Source organism: Rhizobium sp. Nf11,1 (assembly GCF_050587665.1).
In the GTDB taxonomy this organism is placed as follows: Bacteria; Pseudomonadota; Alphaproteobacteria; order Rhizobiales; family Rhizobiaceae; genus Rhizobium.
Map to the genome: position 1 here is coordinate 166,112 of NZ_JBOBHU010000005.1, position 13,407 is coordinate 179,518.

At 63.0% G+C, this 13,407-nt stretch carries 14 protein-coding genes; 8 read left to right on the forward strand and 6 right to left on the reverse strand.

Annotation, left to right across the window (positions count from 1 at the left end):
• Positions 1–38 precede the first annotated feature (38 nt).
• Positions 39–1,157 (reverse strand): DNA polymerase III subunit beta, encoded by a 1,119-nt coding sequence (dnaN, locus tag ACQ7C1_RS10235; RefSeq protein ID WP_430958195.1) that lies wholly within the window; start codon positions 1,155–1,157, stop codon positions 39–41.
• Positions 1,158–1,416: 259 nt separating this feature from the next.
• Between dnaN and rsmI the strand changes: the two genes are divergently transcribed.
• From rsmI to ACQ7C1_RS10265, 6 genes are all read left to right on the forward strand, one after another.
• Positions 1,417–2,334, forward strand: a complete 918-nt coding sequence (gene rsmI, locus ACQ7C1_RS10240; protein WP_430958196.1) for a 16S rRNA (cytidine(1402)-2'-O)-methyltransferase — start codon at positions 1,417–1,419, stop codon at positions 2,332–2,334.
• Positions 2,324–2,692 (forward strand): YraN family protein, encoded by a 369-nt coding sequence (locus tag ACQ7C1_RS10245; protein ID WP_097599490.1) that lies wholly within the window; start codon positions 2,324–2,326, stop codon positions 2,690–2,692. Before rsmI ends, ACQ7C1_RS10245 begins: the two co-directional genes overlap by 11 nt.
• A gap of 130 nt (positions 2,693–2,822) precedes the next feature.
• Positions 2,823–3,314: a cupin domain-containing protein gene (locus ACQ7C1_RS10250; RefSeq protein ID WP_430958277.1), complete on the forward strand. Its 492-nt coding sequence runs from the start codon at positions 2,823–2,825 to the stop codon at positions 3,312–3,314.
• 87 nt (positions 3,315–3,401) lie between these two features.
• Positions 3,402–4,349, forward strand: coding sequence for a glutathione synthase (gene gshB, locus ACQ7C1_RS10255; RefSeq protein WP_085776675.1), 948 nt, complete (start codon positions 3,402–3,404; stop codon positions 4,347–4,349).
• A gap of 154 nt (positions 4,350–4,503) precedes the next feature.
• Positions 4,504–6,036 carry a YifB family Mg chelatase-like AAA ATPase gene (locus ACQ7C1_RS10260; protein ID WP_430958197.1) on the forward strand — a complete coding sequence of 511 codons (1,533 nt, stop codon included), beginning with the start codon at positions 4,504–4,506 and terminating at the stop codon, positions 6,034–6,036.
• A gap of 391 nt (positions 6,037–6,427) precedes the next feature.
• On the forward strand, positions 6,428–6,928 hold the full coding sequence (locus tag ACQ7C1_RS10265; RefSeq protein WP_430958198.1) for a hypothetical protein: 501 nt from the start codon (positions 6,428–6,430) through the stop codon (positions 6,926–6,928).
• A gap of 78 nt (positions 6,929–7,006) precedes the next feature.
• Here the strand turns inward: ACQ7C1_RS10265 and cysK are convergent, their stop codons facing one another.
• The 3 genes from cysK to ACQ7C1_RS10280 all read right to left on the reverse strand — a co-directional run bounded on the left by cysK (position 7,007) and on the right by ACQ7C1_RS10280 (position 9,745).
• On the reverse strand, positions 7,007–7,969 hold the full coding sequence (gene cysK, locus ACQ7C1_RS10270) for a cysteine synthase A (RefSeq protein ID WP_430958199.1): 963 nt from the start codon (positions 7,967–7,969) through the stop codon (positions 7,007–7,009).
• A 144-nt stretch (positions 7,970–8,113) separates the two neighbouring features.
• Positions 8,114–8,731 (reverse strand): LysE family translocator, encoded by a 618-nt coding sequence (locus ACQ7C1_RS10275; protein WP_085776678.1) that lies wholly within the window; start codon positions 8,729–8,731, stop codon positions 8,114–8,116.
• 114 nt (positions 8,732–8,845) lie between these two features.
• On the reverse strand, positions 8,846–9,745 hold the full coding sequence (locus tag ACQ7C1_RS10280; RefSeq protein WP_183700591.1) for a DMT family transporter: 900 nt from the start codon (positions 9,743–9,745) through the stop codon (positions 8,846–8,848).
• 111 nt (positions 9,746–9,856) lie between these two features.
• Between ACQ7C1_RS10280 and ACQ7C1_RS10285 the strand changes: the two genes are divergently transcribed.
• Positions 9,857–10,330: an Lrp/AsnC family transcriptional regulator gene (locus ACQ7C1_RS10285; RefSeq protein ID WP_430958200.1), complete on the forward strand. Its 474-nt coding sequence runs from the start codon at positions 9,857–9,859 to the stop codon at positions 10,328–10,330.
• Between the two features lie 5 nt (positions 10,331–10,335).
• Here the strand turns inward: ACQ7C1_RS10285 and ACQ7C1_RS10290 are convergent, their stop codons facing one another.
• Positions 10,336–11,235 (reverse strand): GNAT family N-acetyltransferase, encoded by a 900-nt coding sequence (locus ACQ7C1_RS10290; protein ID WP_430958201.1) that lies wholly within the window; start codon positions 11,233–11,235, stop codon positions 10,336–10,338.
• The gene (gene dut, locus ACQ7C1_RS10295) at positions 11,235–11,705 is read right to left on the reverse strand and encodes a dUTP diphosphatase (RefSeq protein ID WP_430958202.1); all 471 of its coding nucleotides are present in this window, start codon (positions 11,703–11,705) and stop codon (positions 11,235–11,237) included. The genes ACQ7C1_RS10290 and dut overlap by 1 nt, the downstream gene beginning before the upstream one ends.
• A 90-nt stretch (positions 11,706–11,795) precedes the next feature.
• Between dut and ACQ7C1_RS10300 the strand changes: the two genes are divergently transcribed.
• A complete protein-coding gene (locus ACQ7C1_RS10300) occupies positions 11,796–13,379 on the forward strand; it encodes a peptide chain release factor 3 (RefSeq protein WP_430958203.1) in 1,584 nt (527 codons plus the stop codon).
• Positions 13,380–13,407 lie beyond the last annotated feature (28 nt).

Here is a 13,407-nt window from a genome sequence, read left to right on the forward strand (position 1 = left end):
CGACAGGAGGAAAACCGAAAGCGGCCGCCTTCGTTCCGTCAGACGCGCATCGGCATCAAGACGTAGAGCGCGTCGTCACCGGCGGTGTCGCGGATCAGTGTTGGCGAGCCGGCGTCGGCCAGCAGGAAGATCGCTTCCTCGCCGGAAAGCTGCGCGGTGATGTCGAGCAGATATTTGGCGTTGAAGCCGATTTCCATCGCATCCGTGTCGTAGCCGACGGCGACTTCTTCCGTTGCACTGCCGGAATCCGGGTTGTTGACGGTCAGCATCAGCTGCCCTTCGGACAGCGCGAGCTTCACCGCGCGCCCGCGCTCGGAGGAGATCGTTGAGACGCGGTCGACGGCCTGGGCGAAGGTCGTGCAATCGACGCGCATTTCCTTGTCGTTGCCGGTGGGGATGACGCGCTGGTAATCCGGGAATGTGCCGTCGATCAGTTTCGAGGTCAGGACGATCGAGCCGATCGTCATGCGGATCTTGGCGTCGGAAACCTCGACGGTGACGATCGCTTCCGGATTGTCGACCAGCTTCTGCAGTTCCCCGACCGTCTTGCGTGGAATGATGATGCCGGGCATGCCCTCGGAGCCCGACGGCGCGTCGACATCGGCGCGGGCCAGCCGGTGGCCGTCGGTCGCGACCGCCCTGAGCTTCAGCTCACCATTGCTCTCGATCGTGTGGAAGAAGATGCCGTTCAGATAATAACGCGTTTCTTCCGTCGAGATCGCGAACTGGGTGCGGTCGATCAGCATCTTCAGATCGGTCGCCTTCAGCTTGAAGGAATGCGTGAAGGTGCCGGCGGTCAGATCCGGGAAATCGGATTCCGGCAGGCACTGCAGCGAGAACTTCGAGCGTCCGGACTGGACGGTCATGGAGCCGCCGTCGGTGCTGGTCGCCAGCAGCACTTCGGCGCCATCTGGAAGCTTGCGCACGATATCGTAAAGAAGATGGGCGGGAACGGTGGTGGCGCCAGCCTGCTCGACGCTTGCCGGCGTCGCCTCGGTGATTTCGAGGTCGAGGTCCGTCGCCTTCATGTCGAGGTTCTGGCCATCGGCCTTGAGAAGTACGTTGGACAGGATCGGGATCGTGTTGCGACGTTCGACCACACGGTGGACGTGGTTCAGCGATTTCAGAAGGTTTGACCGCTCAATAGTAATACGCATGGGATGCTGCCGCTTTCGACCGTGACTGCCCGGGCGCATCGAAGGCCCGAAGAATGCTTTCCCGATTTAGGTCGGGGGAGTGGAGGGGCAAAATGGCAGACTTCAGCATTGGATGGCAAGAGGCATGGACGGCCGAGCCCTCGCATTTCAGGTTTTCCGGAGCAATGCTCACAGAAATCCCAACCCTTGCCGAAGCCGCAGCGCTCGCCCATAAAGGCCGATGAACCGGCAAGGCGCCGGCGGCACGAAGGCAAAGGGCATGAACGAGCAAACCACAGGCGAGGAGGCCGCGAGGCGAAGCTTCCGCCTGCACAACATGGCGGTGCCGGCGCGGCCGCTGGAGCCGGCGCTCTATCTGGTCGCCACCCCGATCGGCAATCTCGGCGACATCACGCTGCGCGCATTGGAAACGCTGGCCGGCGCCGACGTGCTGGCCTGCGAGGATACGCGTGTCACCCGCGTTCTACTCGACCGCTACGGCATCCAGAACCGCCCCTTCGCGTATCATGAGCACAATGCCGACGAAGCCGGCCCGCGGCTCATCCAGGCGCTCGAAGCCGGGCGCTCGGTGGCGCTGGTGTCCGATGCCGGCACGCCGCTCGTCTCCGATCCCGGCTACCGGCTGGCCCGGCAGGCGATAGCCGCCGGTTACCGTGTCATTCCCATTCCAGGCGCCTCGGCGCCGCTCGCCGCCCTTGTTGGTTCCGGCCTGCCGAACGACGCCTTCCTCTTCGCCGGCTTTCTGCCGGCCAAGGACAAGGCCCGCCGCGATCGTCTCGGTGAATTTGCCGCAGCCCCGGCGACGCTGATCTTTTTTGAATCGCCCCATCGCATCGCTGCCACGCTTCTTGCCGCCGCCGATGTGCTCGGCCCGGCCCGGCCGGCTTGCGTCTGCCGTGAATTGACCAAGACCTATGAAGAATTCCGCCGCGGCACGCTTGCCGAACTCGCCGCCCATTACCAGCAGGTGGAAAACGTCAGGGGCGAGATCGTCCTCGTCGTGGGTCCGCCGCAGCCAGCCGAAACATCCGAGGCCGATGTCGAAGCCGTGCTTGCCGACCTCTCGATGTCGATGCCGACGGCAAAGGCTGCGACCGAGGCCGCCCGTCTCACCGGCCTGCCGCGCAAGGCGCTCTACCAGCGCCTGCTGGAGATGAAGGGCGGCAATGGGAGATAAGGAGCTTACCGCCATCAAACGGAAGGCGCTACGCCGCGGCCGCATGTCGGAATATGTCGCCGCCGCCTTCCTGATGCTGAAGGGATACCGTATCCTGGCGCTGCGCCACCGCACCAGGCTCGGCGAGATCGATATCGTCGCCCGCAAGGGCGATCTCGCCGTCTTCGTCGAGGTCAAGGCCCGCCATGGCGAGGCTGCGGCGATCGACGCCGTCTCTGTCGCCGCTCAGAAGCGCATCCGGGCGGCAAGCGATCTGTGGCTCGCCCGCCAGGCGGATCAGGCCCGCCTTTCCCAGCGCTACGATATCGTCGCGGTCATGCCCGGCCGGCTGCCACGGCACTTTCCCGACGCCTTCTGAGGACCTGCGGCGCTGTCGAGTTGCCGGATTGTTAAAATTTTAGTCCCCGGTTGAACGAGCTCCTTACGACTTTCTGCTACCCACCGTCGCGGTAGGGTTGAGATTTGGGGGATGTTGCGTGGCCTTGAAGATGCTGCTTGCAAGTGCGGTCGCCATGGCGGCGCGCTCGGTGCCGTATATCGCGCTGAAGCCGGCCGGGAAATCCTTCGTCGCGCATGCGAGCGCTCACCTGCCGCTGAAATCGACGCCGATCAACCCCGACTGGATCATCAGCGGAAATCCGCAGGCGCGCACCGCCGAACATTCGCGCGGCCATGACGAGGCGTCGCTGACAGCGATCTGGGACTGCACGGCGGGCGAATTCCGCTGGTATTTCGGCTGGGACGAGACCGTGATGATCCTCGAAGGCGAGGTCCATATCACCGCCGAGGACGGCACGGAACGGACCTTGCGCACCGGCGACGTCGCCTTTTTCGCCGGTGGAACCTGGGCGAGCTGGCGGGTCGACACTTACGTCCGCAAGGTTGCCTTCCTGCGCAAGCCTTTCCCCAAGCCTTTGGCGATCGCCTACCGTCTGCGCAACATGCTGCGCAATGGCGGTAGCCAGGGCATTGCCGCCTGAAAATTGCGTCCGGCGCAAGCCTTCGATGACCGTTGCGTTTGATGCCGGGCCGACCTACATCTGTCCGGCATTCAGCGAGGGACGGAAATGGCCAAGATCACCAATGTAGCGGTCCAGATGGATCATGTCGCCGGCATCAATATCGCGGGTGACTCCACCTTCGCCATGAGCCTGGAAGCGCAGGCGCGCGGCTACAGGCTCTTCCATTACACCCCCGAGCGCCTGAGCTTTCGCGACGGCAAGCTCTTTGCGAGCGTCGAGCCCATGGTGCTGCGCGACGTCAAGGGCGATCACTTCGAGCTTGGCGCGCCCGAGCGCGTCGATCTCTCGACCATGGACGTGGTGCTGCTGCGCCAGGATCCACCCTTCGACATGGCCTATATCACCTCGACGCATCTGCTCGAGCGCATCCACCCGAAGACGCTCGTTGTCAACGATCCGGCCTGGGTTCGCAATTCGCCGGAGAAGATCTTCGTCACCGAATTCTCCGATCTGATGCCGAAGACGCTGATCACCAAGGATCCGGCCGAAATCCGCCGCTTCCGCGATGAGATGGGCGACATCATCCTGAAGCCGCTCTATGGCAATGGCGGCGCCGGCGTCTTCCATTCCACCCGCGATGACCGCAATCTTTCCTCGCTCTTGGAAATGTTCGGCCAGCTTTTCCGCGAGCCCTTCATCGCCCAGCAATATCTGCCCGACGTGCGCAAGGGCGACAAGCGCATCATCTTGGTCGACGGCGAGTTCGCCGGCGCGATCAATCGCGTGCCGGCCGAACATGACAGCCGCTCCAACATGCATGTCGGCGGCCGCGCCGAGGCGACCGAATTGACGCCGCGCGAGAAGGAAATCTGCGCCCGCATTGGCCCCGCGCTGAGGGAACGCGGGTTCCTGCTCGTCGGAATTGACGTAATCGGAGATTACATGACCGAGATCAACGTAACCTCGCCGACAGGCATCCGCGAGGTCAGGAAGTTCGGCGGCGCCGATATAGCAAGCCTGCTCTGGGACGCGATCGAGCGCAAGCGCGGCTGAGGCCGCGATCGGGTACAACCGCGTCCGCCACCGATTATCTGCCTGCGTTCTTTTATTGTTCTTGTTTTAGTCCCGCTTCCGTGCAAGATTGCAACCGCTGGCTTTTAACGGCCACAGGGGCGTCTCTAAGAGTTTGCGGGACAAGGGTGGGCATATGGTCGCGCGTGTCAGTACAGTGGCATTCCAGGGCATCGAAGGCGTGCCGGTCGAGGTTCAGGTCATGATCGCGCCCGGCAAGGTCGGCATGCAGATCGTCGGCCTGCCCGACAAAGCGGTGGCCGAAAGCCGTGAGCGCGTGCAGGCCGCCCTTCATGCCTCCGGCCTGGCTCTGCCGGGCAAGCGGGTGACCGTCAACCTAGCCCCCGCCGATCTGCCGAAGGAAGGCTCACACTTCGATCTGCCGATCGCGCTGGCACTGATGGCGGCCCTCGGCGCCATTCCTGCCGATGCGCTGACCGATTATGTCGTCGTCGGCGAACTCAATCTCGATGGCACGATCGCCGCAATCGCCGGCGCGCTGCCGGCCGCGATCGGCGCCAATGCGCTCGGCAAGGGGCTGATCTGCCCGGCCGAAAGCGGCGCGGAAGCCGCCTGGGCCGGCGCCGAGGTCGATATTCTCGCCCCGCGCAGCCTGATTGCCCTTGCCAATCATTTCCGCGGCACGCAGGTACTGTCTAGGCCGGAACCGTCGATCCGCGCCAATGCCGCCAACTTGCCCGACCTTGCCGAGATCAAGGGCCAGGAAAGCGCCAAACGCGCGCTCGAGGTGGCGGCTGCCGGCGGCCACAATCTCCTGATGGTCGGGCCTCCAGGCTCCGGCAAATCGATGCTGGCGTCGCGCCTGCCCTCGATCCTGCCGCCGCTTTCGCCGGCCGAACTGCTTGAAGTGTCGATGGTTCATTCGATCGCCGGCCAGCTCACCGGTGGCAAGCTGTCCGACCGCCGGCCCTTCCGCACCCCACATCATTCCGCCACCATGGCCGCGCTCGTCGGCGGCGGGCTGCGTGCTCGGCCGGGCGAGGCCTCGCTTGCCCATCACGGCGTGCTCTTCCTCGACGAGTTTCCCGAGTTCACGCCGCAGGCGCTCGATGCGCTGCGCCAGCCGCTCGAAGGCGGCGAATGCGTCATCGCCCGCGCCAATCACCGCGTCTCCTATCCGGCGAAATTCCAGCTGATCGCGGCGATGAACCCCTGCCGCTGCGGCATGGCCGGTGAGCCGGGTCATACCTGCGCCCGCGGCCCGCGCTGCATGAGCGATTATCAGGCGCGCATCTCCGGACCGCTGATGGACCGCATCGATATCCGCATCGACGTGCCCGCCGTCTCCGCCGCCGATCTGATCCGGCCGATGGCGGCCGAGGCCAGCGCCGCCGTCGCCCGCCGCGTGGCTCGCGCCCGCGAAATCCAGCAGGAGCGCTTCCAGCGCGCCGGCGCTGGGGATATCGGCACCAATGCCCGCTGCACCACCGCGATGATCGAAAAACTCGCCGAACCCGATGCTAGCGGCCTGCAGCTCCTGCGCGACGCCGCCGAAAAAATGAAATTCTCCGCCCGCGGCTACCACCGCGTCCTCAAGGTTGCCCGCACGCTGGCCGATCTCGACGACAAACCGTCAGTGGGCCGTTTGCATCTCGCCGAAGCGATCTCTTATCGGATCGCCGGGGAAAGATTAACGGCGGCGGCGTGAGAAGAAGGACGGACGCGCGGAGTATGAGTCGTCAGACTGCCCACCAATTCGCCGATCGCGTTGCGCTGATGGCTGCCACGCAGCAAAATCGCCACTGAGCGCTGCAGATTATGAATTATATGGCCGTCCGGCTATAGCGGCGCGCTGCCGGCAGCGGTCGGCGCGAATGGTCTTGGCCGGGGCTGGTTTGTCGAACGCGGTACCGAACCTGGCTAAGGCGCCGATATAAGCGTCCCTCTGTATTGATTATCCATTAGGGGTAGGAATCTCTCCTCAATTCGTCCCTCTTTACAATATTAGCTTCGGCTGAAAAATTTCGAAAGGGATGTCGGTCCGTTCGACATAGTCGATCGGAGGTGACGGATAGGAAGGCCTGTCGCCGGGGATGCTCATGAGGAACGAATATCCGGGCTCAAACGCCAAACCCAGGGAAGTTTTTGACTTGGCGAATGCCTACTCTCGCGCTTCGATCCTCCTATTCAGCGAGGGCCAGAAGCAGGTTGCACTATCGATCGCACCGGCTCGAATGTGCGCCATTCATGCTATTGAACTCTATTTAAATGCCTTCCTGCGCCATGAAGGCGTTGCTCCAGAAGAAATACGAGGACGGATGCACAACCTCGCTGAGCCGATGTTCGTTGCTAAACTTCAACTGAGAAAAAGGACTGCTCTGCATCTAGAGGCAATGACTGCAAAGCGTGAGTACCTCATCTCGCGCTATGCACCGGAGCGGGCGAGCGAGCACACCGAGTTGAATCGTTTGACCGCGACGCTGAAGGAGGTGATGGCGAAGGTGGGCAAACATTTGCACTCAACTAGCTCAGGCCGGACATCGACCATCGTTACGGACTACCACAGAACTTTCGTCCCGCTTCGATTGGGATGCAGGTGACGGCACAAAAAGGGACGCCGAAGCGCCCCGATATTATGCAAGACAAATTGCGAGAGAAAAGGCCCGCCACAACCAACTTTAGCTCCCCAACCCTTCAAACAATGCCGTCGACAAATACCGCTCCGCAAAGGACGGGATGATGATGACGATGTTCTTGCCGGCATTTTCCGGCCGGCTGCCGACCTTGATCGCGGCAGTCAGAGCCGCGCCTGAGGAGATGCCGACCGGCACGCCTTCGAGCCGGGCGATGAGGCGGGCCTGTTCGAAGGCCTCGTCATTGGTCACGGTGACGACCTCGTCATAGATGCCGGTATCGAGGATCTTCGGCGCGAAGCCGGCGCCGATGCCCTGGATCTTGTGCGGGCCGGGATTGCCGCCTGAGAGCACCGGCGAATCGGCGGGTTCGACGGCGATGATCTGGATCTCGGGTTTGTGGCTCTTCAGCACCTGGCCGACGCCGGTGATCGTGCCGCCGGTGCCGATGCCCGAGACGACGATGTCGACCTTGCCCTCGGTATCGTTCCAGATTTCCTCGGCCGTCGTCTTGCGGTGGATCTCGGGGTTGGCCGGGTTTTCGAACTGCTGGGGAATGATGGCGTCGGGAAGCGACGCTGCCAGCTCCTCCGCCTTGGCGATCGCGCCCTTCATGCCTTTCGCGCCTTCGGTCAGCACCAGCTCGGCGCCGAGCAGCGCCAGCATCTTGCGCCGTTCGACCGACATGGTTTCCGGCATGGTGAGGATCAGCCGATACCCCTTGGCGGCGGCGGCAAAGGCGAGTGCGATGCCGGTATTGCCTGACGTCGGCTCGATCAGCACCGTCTTGCCGGATGTGATTTTGCCCTGCGATTCCAGGCTCTCGATCATTGCCACACCGATGCGGTCCTTGACGGAAGCAATCGGATTGAAGAATTCGAGCTTGCCGATCAGGTTTGCCACCACGCCCTTTTCCCGCGCCAGCTTGTCGAAGCGCACCAGCGGCGTGTCGCCGATGGTCTCGGTGATCGAGGAATAAATGCGGCCGCGGCCGGGTTTGTGCGACATGGTGCTCTCCCTTTGGACTTCGGTCCCTGAAATCGAGGAGGAGAATAGGGTCAAAGACGGAATGAGACCAGAGCCCGCTCGCCCCGGGCGGGGGTGCCGGAGAGAAAATAAGCTTTGAAAACCGCTTCTTGACGGATGTTTATTTCACGCAGCCCGCGTGGCGATGAAGGCTGCCGTGCCCGCGAGAATGCCGGCTGCAACCCGGTTCAGCGCCTGCAGGGCGCGCGGCTGTTTCAGCATGGTGCGGGCGCGCGCGGCAAGCAGCATATAGGGCACCAGCACGGTGATCAGCACCACGAAGGTGACGGCGAGCAGAAGCGCATAGTCGCGCAGGGTGATATTGCCGATATCGATCAGCGTCGGCGCCAGCGCGACATAAAACAGCATCGTCTTCGGGTTGCCGAGCGTCACCAGCAGGCCCGAGAGGAAGGAAAGGCCGACATTGCCGGATTTTTTTGCGGCAATATCCTGCGGCAGCAGCCCTGCCGTCCAGAGTTTCCAGGCGATGTAGCCGAGATAAAGGGCGCCGGCGATCTTGATGATGAGGAAGACTTCCGTGAAAGTCTGCGCCACGAAAGCCAAGCCCAGAATGACCGCGGTGAGATAGGTCATATCGCCGAGCACCAGGCCGAGACCCATGAAGAAGGTCTCGCGGAAATTCGAGCCGAGCGCACGGGCGACGATGGCGGTTATGCCGGGTCCGGGAATGGCTGCGGCGATAAACAACGCTCCGGCATAGGCAAGCAAGGCGGCAAGGCTCATGTGGCGGCTCCCTCTTTCCGGTGTTTTATGTCAGGCAGGCCGTGCCATCAATCCGCCGGCGCTGATGGATGCATCACCAGAAGGAATGCCTGCCGCCGCGTGCCTGCCGATACCTCAGCCCTGAAGCGCCCTCGGCCGCAGCCATCTTGGGCTCCAGCCGAGATTCATGCCGGCGGCGGCCAGCAGGATGATTGCAGCGCCCGCGATCTGCATCGGCTGCAGCGCGTGGCCGAAGGCCAGCCGGTCGACGAGGATCGCGGCGATCGGATAGAGGAAGGAGAGCGCCCCGGTCAGATGCGTCGGCAGCCGCTGGATCGCACCGTAGAGCAGCACATACATCAGCCCGGTATGGACGACTCCGATCGTCACCAGGATAGCCCAGCCGCCGGCATCGCCGGGCAGTTGCGAAAACTCCGTCATCGGCGCCAGCATCAGCATGCCGGTTGTGACCTGGATCAGCGCGATCAGATGCGGCGGCGTGCCTTTCAGCCATTTCGCGGCAAGAGCTGCCAGCGCGTAGAAGAAGGCCGCGCCGAGCGCCATCAGAATGCCGAGGCCGTAGCCATCCGTTCCCCCGCCGGCCTGAGGTTTCGCCTCGACGATCGCCGCCATGCCGGCAAAGGCGAGCGTCAGCCAGAACAGTTTCGCGGCGGTGATCTTCTCGCCGAGGAACAGCGCCCCGAGCACCAGCAGCATGAAGGGCTGGGTGTTGTAGACCGTCGTGGCGATCGAAATCGTCGCATGCGAATAGGAGGCGAAGAGCAGCAGCCAGTTGACGACGATGGCGACGCCGCCGATGACGGCGATGCCAAAGGCGCGCAGCGTGATGATGCCGGGCCGCAGCAGTCCGAGGGCGCCGCAGATGACGAGCAGGGTCAGCGCGCCGAACAGGCAGCGCCAGAAAACCACACCGCTGACCGGCTGGCCCGACATGACGACGAACCAGCCGATCGTCCCCGAGATCAGCATCGCTGCCGTCATTTCCACCGAACCTCTTTTGATATCGCCGCTCATGGTAGCCTCCGTTTTGCTCGCACAATAATATTGCGTCAACAGCTGGTTTCATATAGAAATATGAAGGATCAAAGCGGCATTTGCCTAATCATTGAAGGAAAAATAATTACCATGCCTAATGGTGTGCTGGAGCTCGATGATATCGATCAGTCCCTTCTGGAGGCGCTGGCCGGCAATGCCAGGATGTCACTGAAGGAGCTGGCGCAGCAGGTCGGGCTGTCCTCGCCGAGCGCTGCCGAGCGTCTGCGCCGGCTGGAGGAGCGCGGCGTCATCAAAGCCTTCACCATCGATCTCGACCCAGCCGCCGTCGGCTATCCCCTGCAGGCGATCGTGCGGGTGCGGCCGCTGCCGGGACAGCTGCACATTGTCGAGCGCATCATCCAGGACATTCCCGAAATCGTCGAATGCGACAAGGTGACGGGCGAGGATTGTTTTATCGCTCGCCTCGTGGTGCGCTCGATGGCGGAGCTCGACGGCATTCTGGACAAGGTCGCCGAACGGGCGGAAACCAACACCTCGATGATCAAATCGTCGCCTGTCAAACGTCGCCTGCCGCCGCTCTCACGCGGGAAACAGGATCGCTGAAACGGTCAGAAATCCGCCAGTGGCGAGAGCATGGCCGGAAAATGCGGGGTGACATCGCCGAGCCCACGCAGCATCAGTGTCGTGGTGCCTTCCAACGGCTGTGGAGTACCCACCCAGCCCAGCTTCTCCGGACCGAAAAACACGTCAATGGCGGCGGAGGCGATGTCGAGTCCGCCGAGGATAGCGGCAAGTGATGGGATCTCGCTCGCGACGACGTCGAGAAGGCTGAAGCGACCCGCCGCATCCATTTTCCAGGCGATGACTGCTTGCTGGTCTTCGAGGAAGCTGACACGGATCTCGGGATCGATCTGCGTATTGATGAGAAACATCGCCGCATTTGTAGTCACCGAGAGCGTCGTCGAAATGGGGCTGCGCGTTTTCAGCAGCGCTTGCAGCAGGGCAAGATCGTCCGCATTCGTCGGCGAAAGCGGCAGGGCCGGTGCTGTGGGTGTCGACGGAGCAGGGGCCGCCCCTTCGTACCGGTGCAGCGGTATCGAGCGGAAACCGTAGGGTTCGTAGAGCGATGGCTTGTCGGTATAGAGGATGACAGCCTCGAAACCCTGCTGCTCGCACCAGTCGAGCGCTTTCACCGTCAGGTCGCGATAGAGCCCGCAGCCGCGCCACTGCGGCCGCACCGCGCCGGATTGCAGGCCGGCGGCATGAACGACCCTGCCATTGATGACGAAGGGCAGCGCAAAGGCGGAGATATTGGCAGCAAGCTCGCCTGTGGCATCGAACCAGCCGAAGGGCATGCTGGTGGGGTCGGGTCCGCCGAGATGCTGCAGCGGGCCGATGTCAATGCCGAAAATATCCTGAAGCAGGCGCACCAGCGCTGCCCAACCAGTGGGGTCGCCGAAATAATCTTGTCGGAAGGTCAGGCCCGTGCTGTCGAGGCGCTTTGCCATCAAACGCCGGTGGAACCGAAGCCGCCCGCGCCACGTGCCGTCTCGCTCGTCTCGGTGATCTCGGCAATCCGCGCCTGGGCCACCGGCGCGATCACCATCTGGGCGATGCGCATGCCGCGCTCGATGACGAAGGCTTCCTCGCCGAGATTGGCGAGCAGCACCTTCACCTCGCCGCGATAGTCGCTGTCGACGGTGCCGGGCGAATTCAGGCAGGTGATGCCGTGTTTGAAGGCAAGGCCGGAGCGCGGCCGTACCTGCCCCTCGAAACCTTCCGGGATTTCAAAGATGAAGCCCGTCGGCACCAGCGCCCGCTTGCCGGGCGAGAGCGTCAGCGCTTCGCCGTCGGCGACGGCGGCGCGCAGGTCCATGCCGGCTGCCCCCTTGCTTTCATAGGCGGGCAGATCGAGGCCTTCGCCATTGGCCAGGCGGATGAGGTTCAGCGTCGGGCTGAGGTCTTGGTGAATGGTCATGACCCATTACTTTGCGCCTCAAAGGGTAAGGTCAATTGCATTGCCGGGCTTTAATCGCTAGGTAAGCCGCAATTCCACAGGATTCACACTATGGCCGAAAGTCTCGCCGAGGCGGTCTCCCGCCGCCGCACATTCGCTATTATCGCCCACCCGGATGCGGGTAAGACGACGCTCACCGAAAAGCTGCTGCTGTTCGGCGGCGCCATCCAGCTTGCCGGCGAAGTCAAGGCGAAGAAGGACCGCATGCAGACGCGCTCCGACTGGATGAAGATCGAGCGCGAACGCGGCATCTCGGTCGTCACCTCCGTGATGACCTTCGAGTATAACGACAATGTCTTCAACATCCTCGACACACCCGGCCACGAGGATTTCGCCGATGACACCTATCGCACGCTGACGGCCGTCGACGCCGCCGTCATGGTCATCGATGCCGCCAAGGGCATCGAGCCGCGCACGCTGAAGCTCTTCGAAGTCTGTCGCATGCGCGACATCCCGATCATCACCTTCATCAACAAGATGGATAGGGAAAGCCGCGATCCCTTCGAAATCCTCGACGAGGTCGAAGAGAAGCTGGCGCTCGATACGGCGCCGATCACCTGGCCGATCGGCCGTTCGAAGACCTTCTGCGGCTCCTATCATCTCGCCAACAGCACCGCTCGCGGTTCCGACACCGAAGTCGAGACCACGCCGGTCAACGGCCCGCAGGCCGTCGCCGACAGGCTGCCGGAAAACGAACGCCAGGCCTTCATCGACGAAACTGAGCTTGCGATCGAGGCCTGTCGCCCCTTCGACCGTGATTCTTTCCTCGAAGGCCATATGACGCCGGTTTTCTTCGGTTCGGCGCTGCGCAACTACGGCGTTCGCGACCTCATCAACGCGCTTGGCGAGTTTGCGCCGCCGCCGCGTGACCAGGTCGCCGATACCAGGACCGTGCACGCGACCGACGACAAGATGACGGCCTTCGTTTTCAAGATCCAGGCCAACATGGATCCGAACCACCGCGACCGCATCGCCTTTGCCCGCATCTGCTCGGGCAAGCTTGAGCGCGGCATGAAGGCAAGGCTTGCCCGCACCGGCAAGCAGCTCGGCCTGACGGCGCCGCAATTCTTCTTCGCCTCGCAGCGCCAGCTCGCCGACACCGCCTATGCCGGCGACGTCGTCGGCATTCCCAACCACGGCACGCTCCGGATCGGCGATACGCTGACCGAAGGCGAAGCGCTGGTCTTCCAGGGCGTGCCGAACTTCTCGCCGGAAATTCTGCGCCGCGTGCGGCTCGAAGATGCGATGAAGGCGAAGAAGCTCAAGGAAGCGCTGCAGCAGATGGCCGAGGAAGGCGTCGTCCAGCTGTTTTCGCCGGAAGACGGTTCGCCGGCGATCGTCGGCGTGGTCGGCGCCCTGCAGCTCGACGTGTTGAAGGAGCGGCTGATGGCCGAATACGGCCTGCCGGTCTCTTTCGAAATGTCGCGTTTCTCCGTCTGCCGCTGGATCTCGGCCGATCAGCCGGCCGATCTGGACAAATTTCTCACCGTCAAACGCGGCGATATTGCCCGCGATCTCGACGGCGATCCCGTCTTCCTCGCCCAGGATGCATTCTCGCTGCGTTACGAGGCGGAGCGTTATCCGGCGATCAAGATGGTCGCCATCAAGGAATATCACGCCGCCAAGGCGGCGTGATCGGGGTTCCTGGAAGCGTGGGGGCTGC